The organism is Metabacillus rhizosphaerae (assembly GCF_037201795.1).
Taxonomy (GTDB): Bacteria; Bacillota; Bacilli; order Bacillales; family Bacillaceae; genus Metabacillus; species Metabacillus rhizosphaerae.
Genome location: NZ_CP147403.1, coordinates 1,082,446 through 1,099,226 on the forward strand (window position 1 = coordinate 1,082,446; position 16,781 = coordinate 1,099,226).

The following is a 16,781-nucleotide window of genomic DNA, read 5'->3' on the forward strand; positions in this document are numbered from 1 at the left end:
GGTAAAAAACATGAAGTTAACAAACTTATATAATAATTCACAAAGCAGGGTTATTACATTTCTAATAATCATGATATTTATATATAGTACGTTATATGGAACAATTGCTATATATGTTGATTCTTTATTTATTAGATCGTTAAAAGATTTGTTGTTTATATTTTTGATTATAATTAGTTTATTTAAACTTGTATTTTCAAATGAAAATTACAGGTTTGTTTATTTGTTATTAGGTCTCTTTATAAGTTTTTGTATTTTTGGGAGTCTAGATTTTATTTTTATTAAAAAAGACTTATATACTTGGGTATATGGGGTGAAAATAACTTATATACCTATAGCGATGTTTTTTGTAGGTTACATGTTAAGTAAAGGAATTAATAGATATTTAAATTACACTTTTATCACTTTATATTTCGTAATAATATCAGTTTGGGTTATACAATATGTTATTGGTATTGATAGACTTGTTACTTTTGGGTTTGAATATGGTGTAAATGTAAAGCATTTTATAGGGGGACTCCCAAGACTTCCTTCTCTTATTGGAACTCCTGATGGTTATGCAGTTTTACTAGCGTTCTTAGGTTTTATTATTGAGAAAGACAAAAGTATAATAAAAAAATATAAATTAAGAAAACTAATAGGAGTTATTACTTTTATTTTCTTATTATTGGCTACCATAAGGACAGCTATATTACTGTGGATAATAAGTCAACTTATATACCAATTATTTACTTTTAGAATAAAATCAGAGAAGTTGCAAACATTAAGTATAGCTCTTAGTTTTATATTCTTTCCATTCATATCTTTGATTTTATTAATTATGAGTGCAAAAAATACAATTCTCTTATCGACTAGTTCTCTAAAAGAGAGAATTAATATATGGTTTGAAGGTTCGAGTGGTCAAAATAATCTAAATTTAGAGACTTTTATTGGAAAAGGTATAGGAGAAGTAGGAGCAGCAAGTAAAAGGTTAAATTCTATTGGTTCAAATGGCAGTAGCTATGCTGTCGATAACCAATACTTAGCTTTCTACGAGCAAATGGGACTCTTGGGTATTTTTGTATTTTTATTATTTATAAGTATCATTTTTATTATTTTTGTCCGTAGGCATAATAATAACACTATCTTCCAATTAGGTAGCTTAAACCTTATTTCGATCTCTTTGTTGGTAGGTGTTTTAACCTCTTGTTTGTTTACAAATACTCTTGAAATATTCCCTTTTAATATATTTTTCTGGTTTTATCTTGGAATGAACGTAAATGAATTTAGCATAAATAATAAGTTAAAGAGAATATAATTTATTTTTAAAAAAAGGAGTACTAAATGAAAATTCTATTTATTGTGGGGGAATTCCCAAAGCTTTCCGAGACTTTTGTCCTAAACCAGATAACTGGGTTAATTGACAGAGGTCATTCAGTTTCTATCCTAGCTAATAAAGCTCCTCAGGAGATAAAAAAACATAATGATATTATCAAATATAAACTCAATGATAATACAATTTACTATAATGTTCCATCAAGCTTTATCAAAAGGTTAATGGTTTTTGTAATTAAATTCACTAAATATTTTCCAAAGCAACCATTAAAAATACTAAATTCATTAAATTTTCTAAAATATGGTAAAGAGGCTCTTTCTTTAAGACTTTTTTATTCTACAATTGCCTTGCTAAATCAAAAAAATTCTTATGATATTATTAATTGTCACTTTGGCCCAAATGGAATCCTTGGTGCATTTTTAAAAGATATTGGGATTCTAAATGGAAAGGTATTTACCACATTTCATGGAAATGATATGACTACTTACTTAAAGGATAACGGTGAAAAAAGTTATCAAAAGCTTTTTGAAAAAGGAGATATATTTTTGCCTATAAGTAATTTTTGGAAGGAAAAATTGATTAGATTAGGATGCAATTCAGAAAAGATTAAGGTGCATCGTATGGGAGTAAATTTTGAAAAATTCCCATATGTCAAAAGAGTACCAAAAGGTGAAGCAATAAAAATAGTCTCTGTTGCACGTTTAGTAGAAAAAAAGGGCATAGAATATAGTATTCGTGCAATTTCCGATTTGTTAAAAAAAGGTTTCAAGATTAATTACTATATAGTTGGGGATGGACCATTAAAGGAAGAATTAGCGAGTTTAATAGATTCCTGTGAAGCTAATGGCAATATTAACTTAATGGGCTGGAAGAGACAAGAAGAGATAATTGAAATAATGAGAGATAGTGATTTAGTTTTAGTACCGAGTGTAACTAGTAAAGATGGGGATATGGAAGGAATACCAGTAGTTATAATGGAATCGATGGCAATGGGGATTCCAGTTTTATCTACTTATCATAGTGGTATTCCTGAATTAATAACAGATGGTTTAAATGGCTTTTTAGTTGAGGAGAAAAACATTGAGGAATTAAAAGATAAGTTAGAATATATTATGAATAATAATAATTTATTAACAGATATTTCAAAAGAAGGAAGAAAAAGAATTGAAGAAGAGTTTAACGTTCTGAAATTAAACGATAGTTTAGAAAAACTTTTTTTTGAAAATCAGTAATATTAAAAGAGGAAAAAATATGTCACTTAAACAAAAAGTTATGCAAGGAGTTAAATGGACCACTTTTTCAACTATATCAATTGTTATATTACAGCTCGTACAATTAATTGTATTGGGTCGCCTTTTAGATTCGAATGCTTATGGACTTATGGGAATGGTATTAGTTATTGTTGGAATTGCTGATTTATTTATGGATATGGGTATTTCAAATGCTACTATTCAGAGTGAAAAGGTGTCAAAAAACGAACTTTCAAGTTTATATTGGTTAAATATTTTTTGTGGGTTATTTATTGCAGTCCTTATTTGGTTATTAATACCATTTTTTGCAACCTTTTTTAAAGAAGACCAATTGAATGAATTATTAATATGGGTGGTATTAATTTTTGTAATAACACCTTTTGGGCAACAATATAAAGCATTATTACAAAGGGAATTGAAATTTAACTTATTATCAAAAATAGAAATAGTTTCAACACTAATTGGTGTATTAGTATCATTGTTAGCAGCTTATTTAAATTACGGAGTAATGTCTCTTATTTGGGGACTACTAGTAATTGTATGTATTAGAACAATACTTCTAAATATAATAGGTTTACGCTATTATCGACCAAATTTTTATTTTAATTTCAAAGATACTAAACGTTTTTTAAACTTTGGAATTTATCAAGCCGGTGAAAGTTCAATAAACTACTTAAACTCAAAGATTGACTCCATTATAATTGGTAGATTTATAGGTTCTACTGCCCTTGGATATTATACAATGGCATTTAACATTATTATTTTACCATCAACAAAAATTAATCCCATTATTACAAGAGTAATATTTCCTGTTTTTTCAAGGATTCAAAATGATACACAAAAATTAAAAGATAATTTCTTTAAATTATTAACCTTGGTTAGCTTAATTAATTTTCCAATCTTTTTTGGATTGTTTATTACAGCCCCCTTGTTAATTCCTACTGTTTTTGGGGATCAATGGATTCCCAGTGTAGAATTAGTACAATTACTATGTGGAGTAGGTTTATTAAGGTCTATAGGTAATCCTATAGGTTCGTTAATGATGGCCACGGGAAATGTAAAATTATCTTTTAAATTTAATGCATTTAAAATGGTTACTCAAATTCCAGGTATTATTATAGGTGCGTATTTCTTAGGAGTTTTGGGTGTAGCGTATATATATCTAATTTTACAAGTTTTTTATACTGTATTTAGCTATAAATACTTAATTAGCAAAACACTAGGTCCAAGTTTAAAGGTCTATATTAAAACATTCATTCCAGCATTTATAGGAAGTGTTTTAATGGTGGGGGCTGTATGGTTGTTTGGAAATATCCTTCCTGATATACCTGCAGTTTACAACTTAATTATTCAGGTTGTTATTGGTGGCTTAGTTTATGTATTAATAGTTTTCAATTTTAATAATTCTGTGATTAATGAATTAAAAAGGCTATTGTTAAGAAAACTCAGATCAAAAAATATTAATTTTAACTAATAGGTTATAAATATCAATATTGCATAAGGAATGGTGAAGGAAACTTGAATATATTAATTATTAATGCACACTCCTCAAAAAACAAAGGTGATGCAGGTATCATTCTTTCAATGATCGATTCAATGAGGAAAAAAATACCTGATTGTAACATAAAGGTAAAAACTAGATTCCCTGAAATAGATAAACATGCATATAGAGTAAACGTAGGAGAAGCAATATTTAATATTAATATTCATGAAAAAACTACTAAGCTTGAGAAGCTAATTTTAACTATGAAAATGATGAGAGTCTTAAAAAATAAATCTCAAAGGCCCATCATAGAGGATGAAGACTATTCTTGGGCAGATATTGTTGTAAGTTGTGGTGGTGGTTTTTTGTTAACTCATGGTTTTAGTTTAATGACATTACAGCATCTAGTTCAGATTAAAACAGCAATGGATTATAAAAAGCCTGTGATTATTTACTCACAATCGATTGGACCATTTTATAATAATTTTATCAGTAATATTACTAAAAAAATTCTAAATAACGTCACAAAAATTTTTGTTAGAGAAAAAATATCATATGAATTATTAAAAGAAATGGGAGTTACAACATCAATTGAAATTGTACCTGACTCAGCATTTAGTATGGATTCTCAAGAATCCATATATGTAGATAACCTTTTAAAAGATATAAAAAGCAGCAATAATGGTCCATTAATAGGAATTACAGTGAGAGACTGGAATTTTCCTGAGGTTGATAATCCCTCTTATTATCGAGATAAATATATTAAAAGTATTCAAGAGGTTATAATCTATCTTGAAAAAATTAATAATGCTAAGGTACTATTGATGCCACAAGTTTTAGGGCCTAATAAATTTAATGATGATAGAAATATTAGTAAAGAAATATTATCAGGTATACCAGATACAGAAGCTGAATTAATTGATTTCGATTTTCATCCTCGTGAATTAAAGTACTTATATTCAAAGGTAGATATGTTTATAGGTACTAGAATGCATTCTAATATATTTGCGTTATCAAGTATAATACCAACCGTAGCTATTAATTATGAACATAAAACAACAGGTATTATGGAACTCCTTGAATTAAAAGATCATGTTATTGACATTAACGATATAACACCAGAAATATTAATTCAAATGAGTAATAAATGTTGGAACAACAGAGAACAATTAAAAAGTCATTTAAATGAGCGTATTCCAAAAGTAATAGAACAAGCACAATTACCAGCGGAGTTTATTAATCAATTGTAAACAAAAAAGTTAGTACAGAGTGGACTAAACAAATGTAGTAATTATTAAATAGCCACAATTTATAAGTAACTTTAAATTATAAAGACATTATCTATTAAGTTGTGTAGCAAATGAAACGGGATTCTAATAAGGATGGACTTGCTTTAGACTCATCAACTTAAGAAACAAATGGAGTATTTTAAGTAATTAGAAAATAAGTTAAAAACTCACTTTTTACAATTTAAGATTATTTAGAATAAGCTGGTTAATTACCAGCTTATATTTATATTAATTAAATCTAATTAATATAAATTGAAGAAGAAGAAGAAGGAGTATTAAAATGACATTATATATTAATGGACGATTTCTCACCCAACGAGTTACGGGTGTCCAAAGATTTGCCATAGAAATCATCAAAGAGTTAGATAAGCAAACTGAAATTAAATTTACAATATTAGTTCCCAAAGAGTATGAAGGTAGCCACAGTTTTGAAAATATCAAAATAAAAAAAATAGGGAATTTTAGTGGTCATTTATGGGAGCAATTGAATCTCCCGTTGTATATAAAAGAAAGACCGTTAATTAATTTTTGTAATACTGCTCCTGTTCTCAAAAAAAATCAGATTGTTGTGATACATGATGCGGCGGTTTACGCTTCGCCTAAAGGATTTTCTACATTATTTAGAATTTGGTATAAAATAATGTTTTATTTTATATCGAAGCTATCAAGAAAAATTTTAACAATATCACAATTTTCTGCTAGAGAGTTAACTAAATATCTAAAAATTAATGAAAAAAAATTAGACTTTATTTCAGAGGGCAAGGAACACTTTGATAACATTATAGAGAATGAGAATGTTATTAAAAAGTTTGGATTAAGAAAGCATAAATTTATCCTTGCTGTGAGTAGTTTACATCCAAATAAAAACTTCAAAGCATTAGTTGAGGCGACTCAATACTTAAATGATGGAGATTTTGATATCGTAATAGCTGGGGGAACTGATACAAAGGTATTTAATATAGCAAATATTGAAAATCATAATATTAGGAAGTTAGGTTATGTAACAGATGAAGAATTAAAAGGCCTTTATCTAAATGCAGGTTGCTTCGTTTTTCCTTCAATTTATGAAGGATTTGGTTTACCTCCTTTAGAGGCAATGTCTACAGGTTGTCCGGTAATTGTTTCTGAAGTAGGACCTATGCATGAAGTATGTGGGAATGCAGCAATTTATTTTAATCCATATGATTCTAAAGAACTTTCAGAGAAGATAAAAATAATTATGAATAATGACGAAGAAAGAAAGGACCTTCAAAGTAAGGGGTTACGGCAAGCACAAAAATATTCATGGAGCAAAGCTGCAGCTCAGTTAATAGATCAAGCAAAGATGTTGAGAATATAAATATTACAATTTTATATTCCTTCTATGAGGGGAGTTTATTTTGCTTTGAAAGTTATGCACATTGGCGAGTATGTTAAAGGTGGAGTAGCAACCTATTTAAAAGAAGTTATTGAATTTCAAAAGCAATCAAAAGATATTAAAGAAGTATATTTAATGTTAAGCAGTACAAACTCTGAAAAAAATTTTGATCTTCCAAGTAAGAATATAATTTTTTATGATTATACGAGAAGTATAAAAAATAGCTTTAGAGCTATTCTTGCAATATTTAAAGAGGTTAAAAGGATTAAACCAGATATTGTACATGTTCATAGTACGTTTGCTGGAGTTTTTGTAAGATTGCCATTTTTATTTAGAAAGAAAAATTATAAAATTATTTATTGTTCTCATGGATGGTCCTTTTTAATGGAAACTACTTACTTAAAACAAAAGTTGTATGAGATAATCGAAATAATTTTAGCATTTAGAACCGATAAAATTGTTAATATTTCTCAAAATGAACATGTACGTTCATTAAAAAAAGGATTTCCTAGTACTAAGTCTATTCTAATTAATAATGGTATAAAGGAAGAAGTTAAAATCAAGGAAATTCAATGTCGGATAGATTCAAATAAAATTAACCTTCTTTTTGTAGGAAGGTTTGATAGGCAAAAGGGACTTGATATTCTTATTGACTTATTTAATCATTATCAAAACAATAATATTAAACTTTATGTAGTCGGAGATAGCATTTTGAAAAATACCGAAATTAATATTCCGTCAAATGTAATCTCACTTGGATGGATTGATAATGATGAATTAGATTCATACTATCGTTTATTTGATGCTGTAATAATCCCATCTAGATGGGAAGGGTTTGGGCTAGTGGCAATAGAAGCTATGAAAAATAAGAAAGCAATAATTGTAAGTAATCGAGGTGCCCTACCTGATCTAACTCAGAATAACAATGGGTATGTTTTTGATATAGAGAAATTGGAGACCCTAAAAGAGATTTTGAATAGCATTAAAAAGTCAGACCTAGAAGAAAAAGGAATAAATGGGTATGAATTTTTTAATAGGAATTTTACAAGTGAAAGAATGAATAATGAAATTATTTCTGTTTATCGAGAATTAATTAATTAAGATAGGAAGGTGAGTGTATGAGATTAGTATTGCTTTCAGGTGGTTCTGGTACCCGTCTTTGGCCGCTATCTAACGATGCCAGATCTAAACAATTCTTAAAGGTGTTAGAAAATGAAGATAATAAGTTACAGTCAATGGTCCAACGTGTTTGGGGGCAGTTAAGTGATGCAAGTTTGGCTAATTCCACTGTTATTGCAACAAGTAAATCTCAAGTGGACATAATTCAAAGTCAACTAAATAGTGAAGCAAGTTTAATTGTAGAGCCGAGTCGACGTGATACATTTCCAGCAATTGCTCTAGCCGCATCATATTTATACTCTGTGAAAAAAGCTGATTTAAACGAAGTAGTATCAGTGTTACCAGTTGATCCATATGTTAATGCGTCATTTTTTGAAACAGTTAAAAAGTTAGAAATTATTGTAAATGATAGTGGCGCAGATTTGGCTTTAATTGGCGTTAAACCAACATATCCTTCATCAAAATATGGATATATTGTACCTGTTGAAGAAGTTAGTAATAATCTATACATGAAAGTAAGCCGTTTTACAGAAAAGCCTACAGAGGGGAAAGCAAAAGGACTAATATCTGAAGGAGCACTTTGGAACTGTGGCGTCTTCGCTTTTAAATTAGAATATATCCTTAATCTACTCAAACGAAAGGGATTACCTATTCAATACGATAAATTACTAAACCAATATCAACAACTTCCTAAAATAAGCTTTGACTTTGAAGTGGTAGAAAAGACTAAGAAAATAGTAGTTCTACCATACGATGGTTATTGGAAAGATCTTGGTACTTGGAATACTTTAACAGAAGAAATGGATACAAATCAAATTGGCAAGGGAGTAATAAGTATTGATTGCAAAAATGCACATTTAATAAATGAATTAGACATTCCTGTTACTGTGTTAGGTGTTTCAAATGTTATAGTTGCAGCAAGTCCAGATGGAATTTTAGTCTCAGATAAAGATGCAAGTCCACGTATCAAGGAATTAGTTGGAGACTTTAATAATCGTCCAATGTATGAAGAGCGTCGTTGGGGCTGGTATCGTGTACTTGACTACACAAAGTTTAAAGAAGGTAATGAAGTATTAACAAAGAGGATTAGGATTAAAGCAGGTTGCAATTTAAGTTACCAATTTCATACTCAAAGAAATGAAGTATGGACTATTGTAAAAGGTGAAGGTGTATTTGCATTTAATGGAAAACTCCGTGTAGTTCGACCAGGAGATGTGTTGCAAATTCAAGATGGTGATCACCACGCCTTAAAAGCTATATCTGATCTAGAGTTTATTGAAGTACAAAGTGGACCTGAGCTTATCGAGGATGATATTGTTCGTATTTATATGACTTGGGATGAAATTGAAGAATATTGTGATACAACCATAAAATAGGTTGTCTGGGTGTCGTTTTGGAAGAAGAAGTATTATACGTATAATACTTCTCTTATTTATTAATAAACATATGTAAAATATTTCTCGATAAAATTCATTCTCAAAATTATGTAAACCATAACTTTCGATTTCAATGATAGTCCGTGGAATAAAAAGGTAAGTTATTTCAGAAGAAAGGACTACTCCCCTCAATCTATTTTTGATTTAAAAAAGAAGTGAAGATCATAAATCATTATGTTGTCTACTTACAGAGATATATTCATTTTATTCCAATGATTGGTGGAATTTTTTGATGCAAAAAAGTTCTGAGTCCTTAAACATCCATACTGATAAAAATGTAGAATGTGTACTGGTATTTTGTCTATATCAATGTTACTTAAAAGTGTCAATAACATTCCTTTTAACGTATCTTGATTTTTTTAAAAGTAATAAAAGTCGTAACCCATTAAACTAGTTCCGAAAACCATGTAACCTGTGTGTTTATTAAATAGACTATTGTTACAAATGTGTATAGAGGGGGATTGACAGATCAAGAAAATATTTATAATGATAATAATAATTACGTTTATTGTTGTGTTATGTTTCTCGTTAATGTGGCCAGATACTAATAAAGACATATTTCCTGAAACTGTCCCTGAGGGTTTAGGTGTAAGTATACATTTTACAGGAAACCCGATTGATATTGATTTAATTGCAGATGCTGGTTTTAAAATAGTAAGAACTGATCTTTTTTGGTCTAGTATAGAAAAGGAAAAAGGGAACTATGATTTTAAAACAAATGGATACGACTTATTAACTGATAAGTTAGTTGAACAGGGGATACGTCCGTATTATATACTTGCCTATAGTAATAAGATTTATGAAGAAAACAAATCAATTGTAACAAGAAAAGGTCGGAATGCTTTTTTAAGATATGTCGATGCAACTACATCAAGATATAATAACAAAGGAATAGTTTGGGAAGTGTGGAATGAACCGAACATTGGACATTGGAATCCAAAACCAAATTTCAATGAGTATTCATCTTTAGTAAAGGCTGCATCAAAAGTAATAAAAAAAAATGACCCAAGCGGTATTGTTGTAGCACCCGCACTCGCTGGAATAAACTATGAATCCTTAATGTGGTTAGAAGAGATTTTTAAAAGGGGAGTATTGGATTATATAGATGCAATATCAGTTCACCCTTATAGGGCAGAGGATCCTGAAACAGTGGCTAAAGACTATCAATCTCTTAGGAGATTAATAAAAAAGTACACAAATGAAAAAATTCCAATTGTTTCAGGTGAATGGGGCTACTCAACTGGAAAAGGATGGAGTGGGCTAAATTTAAGTGAACAACAACAAGCTAATTATATTGTTAGAATGTTTTTGGTTAATTTTTTGTATGACGTGCCTATAAGTATCTTATATGATTGGAAAAATGATGGAACAGACATAAATAATGGTGAACATAACTTTGGAATAAGACAAAATAACGTACTACTCTCTAAAAAAGCCTATAATGCAATAAACACTCTAACATATATATTATCTGGTTATGAATTTTCAAAGAGGATTGAGACTAGTAATTCTAATGAGTACTTTATTGAGTTCATTAATAAAAAAGGAGAAAAAGTAATTGTAGCTTGGACTTCTGGCAGAAAGCATCAAATAGATCTTCCGATTAAGAATATAAAAGGTAAGATATTTATGATGGAGGGAGAACAGATTAATTTTAAAAAAGATCAAATCCCTTCTAAATTAGTAATAACTAGCAGTCCACAGTATATTATTCTTAATAAAGAATGAAAAGTAGAGCAAGTTATTTTAGGTTTAAAAGTATCTTTCTCTACTTGATTTTTAGTAATGAATCTAGAAATCTTATTGCCATAACTCATTCCCTATCCTGCAAAAAAGCTGAAACTTAGGATTTGCATAATCAACTCTAGTTCGTCTTATATCCTCCTAATTTGTTTAAAAATCCTATTAAGTATATTATTGTGTATATTTATTTGAAAATGGTTTCTAGATTTTGTATTAATCTATTAAATGGACTGGATGCGAAGGTAAAAGGAATATTTCGAAGGATGTTTGGGTAAGTTGTTTATTGCAAAATAAAAGTGCAGAGCTTTGCAGAGTCCTGCACTAATTTTATTATGTGCATAAAAAAAGACTTGCCAGTCACCTAAAGCCCCACTACATTAATTGTGTCGAGCAATTTGGTAGTGGAGGTAGAAAGGATGCTAGCAATGTCTGATATTAATTGTATCAAACACCTAAGAAACAAAAAAGGGCAATCTATAACAAAAATTAAGGAAGCTTTAGGAACTAATTGGAGAACAGCTAAGAAGTACGCAGACGAAGATCAATTACCTGAATCAAAGATAAAGCATTCCAGAGGAATGATGCATACTGAAAAGTGGGGAGAAATTGTTTCAGATTGGCTCTTTGAATATAGTAAGTTAAATAAGAAATTACGAAGAACATTTTAAAGAGTTACAGGGACATGGTTTTAAAGGATCATATAGAACGGTTTGTTATTTTATTTCAGATTGGGAGAACAGTCATAACGAACAGCTTGATAAGGGTCATAATCGTTTAGAACATCCTCCTAGTGAAGCTCAAGTAGACTTTGGAGTAATGGAAGTTGTTAAAGATGGAGAGTATATGGATACTCACGTTCTAGTTATGTCTTTTCCATATAGTAACACAGGTTTCGCTGTACCATTACCATCCGAGAATCAGGAGTGTTTTCTTCAGGGGTTAAAACATTTATTTACCCAAATAAAAGGTGTCCCTAGAAGTGTTAGGATTGATAATTTAACTCCAGCTGTCAAGAAAGTGAGATCGAAAACCGAAGAAGCAAAGTTAACGGACACGTTTATCCAATTTCAAAACCACTACGGGTTTGATGTGCAAGTTTGTAACCCTCGTAGTGGACATGAAAAAGGAAGTGTCGAAAATAATTCCGTTACATTAAGGCCATTAACTCTTGCGCCTTTTTTTGAGACAAATTCTCCATCAGATGAAATGAAGATATTTGCAGCTAAGATTTGATCCATTGCTGCATTAAGAGCAGTTTGGTCACCTGGTTCTACTGGAGAATCCTCACTGATTATCACTGTTTTACCTGCTGTGTTTAAAAATTGAAGCTCTAATGTTTTCGACATTTTTCTCCTCTTTTCTTAACGGTTAGAAGGAAAGGAGGTCAAATGCGAGGTTGTTGGATATCTATTTCAGAGGAGAGCTCATTAAAGAGTGAGCTTTTATTTATTCTAACATAAAAATGTAATTATACTTTTGAATCATAAAAAGCGTCATCCCAATTGGAAAGACGCTTCCTGATATATTTCGTTAATATCATATTAATAGATCTTATACAAAATATACTGCCGTTATTTTGTCAAAAGTCTGCCACTATTTTATTACTATTGCATCTAATGCTACAGCTTTACTTGTTCTACCTGGAGCACTTTCTCCTTTTACAACTATTTTCAAGGTATGTTCTCCATTTGTTAAGCCATCTTTTTTATATAATTCGGCTTGGAATTCAGCTGTATTGGACGAAAAGTCTACAGTCTGTACAAATTGATTGTCTAGATAGATATCGGCTAAACCTCTTAATGAATGTCTTTTTCCCAGTACAGTTATACCTGTTCCATTGAATGTTATTTCTGCACTTGCACCTTTGGATTCACTTATTTTTAATGTTCCGCCACTATTTCCATCTTGTGTTACTTCTCTCCAGTTTCCGGTAAACACGATTCTATTATCGGTATCATCAATTACTAACTTGTTATCATCTGAAGTTGTTTCTCCTATTATTTCGAAAGCATCTAATGCTACAGCTTTACTTGTTCTACCTGGAGCACTTTCTCCTTTTACAACTATTTTCAAGGTATGTTCTCCATTTGTTAAGCCATCTTTTTTATATAATTCGGCTTGGAATTCAGCTGTGTTGGACGAAAAGTCTACAGTCTGTACAAATTGATTGTCTAGATAGATATCGGCTAAACCTCTTAATGAATGTCTTTTTCCCAGTACAGTTATACCTGTTCCATTGAATGTTATTTCTGCACTTGCACCTTTGGATTCACTTATCTTTAATGTTCCGCCACTATTTCCATCTTGTGTTACTTCTCTCCAGTTTCCGGTAAACACGATTCTATTATCGGTAAACACGATTCTAAACCTGTTATCATCTGAAGTTGTTTCTCCTATTATTTTGAAAGCATCTAATGCTACAGCTTTACTTGTTCTACCTGGAGCACTTTCTCCTTTTACAACTATTTTCAAGGTGTGTTTTCCATTTGTTAAGCCATCTTTTTTATATAATTCGGCTTGGAATTCAGCTGTGTTGAACGAAAAGTCTATAGTCTGTACAAATTGATTATCTAGATAGATATCGGCTAAACCTCTTAATGAATGTCTTTTTCCTAGTACAGTTATTCCTGTTCCACTGAATGTTATTTCCGCACTAGCACCTTTGGATTCACTTATTTTTAATGCTCCGCCACTATTACCATCTTGTGTTACTTCTTTCCAGGTTCCTGTGTATTTAATAATTGGATCATTCTCTTCAATTATTTTTTGGTTCTCATTACTCGAATTACCTTGGACTGTAAAATCACTATCTGCATTTAAATCTTTTTCAAATATCCCAGTTAAGTTTCCTGCATTATCAGAAAGAGTCCAATGATCTATCGACCATATACCTTCCTCATCTGTGTCTCGAACGGTATATGATCCAACCCATAAATCTTGGTTACTGTCATATTTTAAATTTATATACAAATATCTATTATCTGATGGATTTTGATAGACTGCTAATACACTCTTTACACCTGATTTATCATCAGAAACTCGTGCTTTAATATTTATAGTATCTCCTACAGATACACTTTTTGGACTTATTTCTAAACCTTCTAATGTTGGACCTTCCCCATCACCATCAGGATTTATTAATTCAAATTCTGCTTCTGTTTGTGGAGTAAATATTCCAGTTAAGTTACCCGCATTATCGGAAAGAGTCCAATGATCAATTGACCATATACCTTCCTCATCTGTGTCTTGGACGGTATATGATCCAACCCATAAATCTTGGTTACTATCATATTTTAAATTTATATACAAATATCTATTATCTGATGGATTTTGATAGACTGCTAATACACTTTTTACGCCTGATTTATCATCAGACACTCGTGCTTTAATGTTTATAGACTTACCTACAGATACACTTTTTGGACTTATTTCTAAACTTTCTAATGTTGGACCTTCCCCATCACCATCAGGATTTATTATTTCAAATTCTGCTTCTGTTTGTGGAGTAAATATTCCCGTTAAGTTACCCGCATTATCGGAAAGAGTCCAATGATCAATTGACCATATACCTTCCTCATCTGTGTCTTGGACGGTATATGATCCAACCCATAAATCTTGGTTACTATCATATTTTAAATTTATATACAAATATCTATTATCTGATGGATTTTGATAAACAGCTAATACACTTTTTACACCTGAATCATTATCATTAACAATAGCCTTTATTGTTACTGTATCGCCTACCTCAAATTTCTTTTGATTTAATAAAACACTTTCAAGGACTGGTCCAATACCATCTGCTAAAACAACATTATATGTAGTATTGCCTATGATAACTACAAAAAGTAAAACTGAGAAAAGTAATCTAGCAAAATATATTTTCTTCAAGTTCAAATGAATCTCCCCCCTAGGAGATTATAGTACAAAACTCCTTCTTTGGCGATGATAAATTACCCATATCTTATATTGTGCGTAATTCATCTGAAGGATGAAAGCCCTTATTTGTATAATCCAATACCAATTTCTTAATAGTGAATTACACACTTGAAATTTATGGTTAATTGATGGCTTGAATGTGATGATAAAGATCTTAATGGGGCAGTAAAGATAGATTTCTTTACATAACTATTAAAATCATATTTTAATGTTGTAATCTTTATATTTTTCATCAGATAGGCATATCTCTAGACAATAAGGACGATATAGGTCCATTCTAGGGATTAATAATTGACTTATGGCTATTTTTCATTTTTGGGATTATCAACAATAAATGGTGTTTCAAAATCGTACAAATTTGATCCTAATACAAGAGTAAGATTAATTGTATTTGATGATGGCTCAGCTATTAATCTTTCATATTTGCTTGTTAGTTATAATAATGATTATAATGATGTGAAAAATAGGTCTGGAAACTATATAGTTGAATAAAAGAGTGATCTACTCCTTATGACTATCATAAGAAAATTTTTATGAATGTTTCAAAGAAGAAGTAGAAAAGAACGAAATATTAATAGAAAAGGGCAGACTGCAAACTAATGATCTTTACCTTTAAAAATAGACAGTTTATAAAAAGACCTTTATGTATATAATAGGTGGCTTCGGTATTGTTCTGAACTATACCCCATAAAATGGACAGTTTAATAAAGGGACTTAAGCTGCCTACAGATAACTTCGGTATTGAACGGGAGCACTGAAGAACTTCATTTTTTAGTTTATTAATTAAGTCAGCTCGTAAAAAAAGGCTCCTTCTGGGGCAATATCATAGTGACCACCCGAGATTTGTCGAATGGTTAACAGCTAGTTTTGTCATAGATGTGCTAGATTAAGTATATAGTACCTCAAGCTTCTAATTTATCCTCAGCTCCTATTCTGAAATTCTTTCTAATGCTTTCTCTTTTCAACATTCTACCATTTTAACATTTATTCCCTTTTATCTTTTTATAAAATAACTTTGCAAGGAGGTTTTTTATTGACCGTAAAAATTTCAAGTATTGGCTTAAGAGGACTCGAGGGCTTCCGTGTACAGGTGGAGGTACAAGTTTCGGCGGGAAAGGAGTCGATGGTGATTGTTGGGTTGCCGGATGCGTCTGTGAAGGAGTCAAAGGAGAGAGTGTTATCAGTGGTTCGCACGCTGAACTGGTTTTCGTCACTGTGACGCCTCGAAAAATCTCGTTTCACAAGAAGTTCCACAGATTATTATGGATGGTCACAGTGACTCCCTGAGATTTGTCGAATTTAGTAGAATGGAGAAAAGGAGAGGTGTCTTTTGGCTTTTAAGAAACTTCCTCTCCCCTTTTTTTGTAATGAATCCCGAAATCCCTAAATGCTAAAACTTATTCATACCCTAGCAATACGAATTGAAAACTAGGGTATGAATAAGCTTGTCGATACAGCTCTTTTAGAGCTTTTCTAGCGGCCCTTTTTTCACTATAATAATCTTTTACTTCTACGAAATAATCATTATATGGAGGTTTATCTTGGCAAATTGTCACTATTGCATGATAGTGATCTTGGTACTTAATCGTTTCCAGTTCGTCACCATGTTCATTTACTGATTGTGAAACTTTACGTGAAATGTAGTTTAGTGCAACTTTTTCCTCTTCGTAGCTCATCTATTTCCCTCCTGTTTTTTCTCTCTACCTTTATATTGTAAACGATATAATTGTTACATTTGTAAAGTGTTTTTAAATATTGTTTGAAATTCCTTTAGTTTTGGTTCTCATACCGTTACAGTGGTGCTCGCTTTATCTGAGAATGTGGTATTTTTATACATATTATTCAAATAC

At 30.7% G+C, this 16,781-nt stretch carries 12 protein-coding genes and 1 pseudogene; 10 read left to right on the forward strand and 3 right to left on the reverse strand.

The features are described 5' to 3' along the window. The first annotated feature begins 10 nt into the window (after positions 1–10). The 9 genes from WCV66_RS05200 to WCV66_RS05240 all read left to right on the forward strand — a co-directional run bounded on the left by WCV66_RS05200 (position 11) and on the right by WCV66_RS05240 (position 11,660). Positions 11–1,297, forward strand: coding sequence for a hypothetical protein (locus WCV66_RS05200; RefSeq protein ID WP_338788138.1), 1,287 nt, complete (start codon positions 11–13; stop codon positions 1,295–1,297). 26 nt (positions 1,298–1,323) lie between these two features. Continuing rightward, positions 1,324–2,547 (forward strand): glycosyltransferase, encoded by a 1,224-nt coding sequence (locus tag WCV66_RS05205; protein WP_338788140.1) that lies wholly within the window; start codon positions 1,324–1,326, stop codon positions 2,545–2,547. A 19-nt stretch (positions 2,548–2,566) separates the two neighbouring features. Then, entirely contained in the window at positions 2,567–4,039 is a 1,473-nt protein-coding gene (locus tag WCV66_RS05210; RefSeq protein ID WP_338788141.1) for an MOP flippase family protein, read from the forward strand. Positions 4,040–4,083: 44 nt separating this feature from the next. Beyond that, complete coding sequence (locus tag WCV66_RS05215) at positions 4,084–5,298, forward strand: polysaccharide pyruvyl transferase family protein (RefSeq protein ID WP_338788142.1); 1,215 nt, start codon at positions 4,084–4,086, stop codon at positions 5,296–5,298. 319 nt (positions 5,299–5,617) lie between these two features. Continuing rightward, on the forward strand, positions 5,618–6,676 hold the full coding sequence (locus WCV66_RS05220; RefSeq protein WP_338788143.1) for a glycosyltransferase family 1 protein: 1,059 nt from the start codon (positions 5,618–5,620) through the stop codon (positions 6,674–6,676). Between the two features lie 54 nt (positions 6,677–6,730). Then, positions 6,731–7,795, forward strand: a complete 1,065-nt coding sequence (locus WCV66_RS05225) for a glycosyltransferase (protein ID WP_338789400.1) — start codon at positions 6,731–6,733, stop codon at positions 7,793–7,795. 17 nt (positions 7,796–7,812) lie between these two features. Continuing rightward, the gene (locus tag WCV66_RS05230) at positions 7,813–9,189 is read left to right on the forward strand and encodes a sugar phosphate nucleotidyltransferase (protein ID WP_338788144.1); all 1,377 of its coding nucleotides are present in this window, start codon (positions 7,813–7,815) and stop codon (positions 9,187–9,189) included. A 546-nt stretch (positions 9,190–9,735) separates the two neighbouring features. After that, on the forward strand, positions 9,736–10,977 hold the full coding sequence (locus WCV66_RS05235) for a cellulase family glycosylhydrolase (RefSeq protein ID WP_338788145.1): 1,242 nt from the start codon (positions 9,736–9,738) through the stop codon (positions 10,975–10,977). Positions 10,978–11,408: 431 nt separating this feature from the next. Further along, a complete protein-coding gene (locus WCV66_RS05240) occupies positions 11,409–11,660 on the forward strand; it encodes a hypothetical protein (protein WP_338788146.1) in 252 nt (83 codons plus the stop codon). Positions 11,661–12,068: 408 nt separating this feature from the next. Here WCV66_RS05240 and WCV66_RS05245 read toward each other — a convergent pair whose 3' ends face one another. Then, entirely contained in the window at positions 12,069–12,338 is a 270-nt protein-coding gene (locus tag WCV66_RS05245) for a DUF2922 domain-containing protein (protein WP_338788147.1), read from the reverse strand. Positions 12,339–12,585: 247 nt separating this feature from the next. Continuing rightward, positions 12,586–14,889, reverse strand: coding sequence for a hypothetical protein (locus WCV66_RS05250; protein WP_338788148.1), 2,304 nt, complete (start codon positions 14,887–14,889; stop codon positions 12,586–12,588). A 1,075-nt stretch (positions 14,890–15,964) separates the two neighbouring features. Between WCV66_RS05250 and WCV66_RS05255 the strand changes: the two are divergent. Beyond that, a pseudogene (locus WCV66_RS05255) lies at positions 15,965–16,114 on the forward strand (magnesium chelatase domain-containing protein); the annotation flags it as partial. 214 nt (positions 16,115–16,328) lie between these two features. Here the strand turns inward: WCV66_RS05255 and WCV66_RS05260 are convergent. Further along, a complete protein-coding gene (locus WCV66_RS05260; RefSeq protein WP_338788149.1) occupies positions 16,329–16,607 on the reverse strand; it encodes a hypothetical protein in 279 nt (92 codons plus the stop codon). Positions 16,608–16,781: the final 174 nt, after the last annotated feature.

Excerpts from the sequence above, each read along its gene's own strand:
- WCV66_RS05200 (WP_338788138.1), top strand. The coding sequence starts at position 11 with ATGAAGTTAACAAACTTATATAATAATTCACAAAGCAGGGTTATTACA.
- WCV66_RS05205 (WP_338788140.1), top strand. The coding sequence starts at position 1,324 with ATGAAAATTCTATTTATTGTGGGGGAATTCCCAAAGCTTTCCGAGACT.
- WCV66_RS05210 (WP_338788141.1), top strand. The coding sequence starts at position 2,567 with ATGTCACTTAAACAAAAAGTTATGCAAGGAGTTAAATGGACCACTTTT.
- WCV66_RS05220 (WP_338788143.1), top strand. The coding sequence starts at position 5,618 with ATGACATTATATATTAATGGACGATTTCTCACCCAACGAGTTACGGGT.
- WCV66_RS05225 (WP_338789400.1), top strand. The coding sequence starts at position 6,731 with ATGCACATTGGCGAGTATGTTAAAGGTGGAGTAGCAACCTATTTAAAA.
- WCV66_RS05230 (WP_338788144.1), top strand. The coding sequence starts at position 7,813 with ATGAGATTAGTATTGCTTTCAGGTGGTTCTGGTACCCGTCTTTGGCCG.
- WCV66_RS05235 (WP_338788145.1), top strand. The coding sequence starts at position 9,736 with ATGATAATAATAATTACGTTTATTGTTGTGTTATGTTTCTCGTTAATG.
- WCV66_RS05240 (WP_338788146.1), top strand. The coding sequence starts at position 11,409 with ATGCTAGCAATGTCTGATATTAATTGTATCAAACACCTAAGAAACAAA.
- WCV66_RS05245 (WP_338788147.1), bottom strand. The coding sequence starts at position 12,338 with ATGTCGAAAACATTAGAGCTTCAATTTTTAAACACAGCAGGTAAAACA.
- WCV66_RS05260 (WP_338788149.1), bottom strand. The coding sequence starts at position 16,607 with ATGAGCTACGAAGAGGAAAAAGTTGCACTAAACTACATTTCACGTAAA.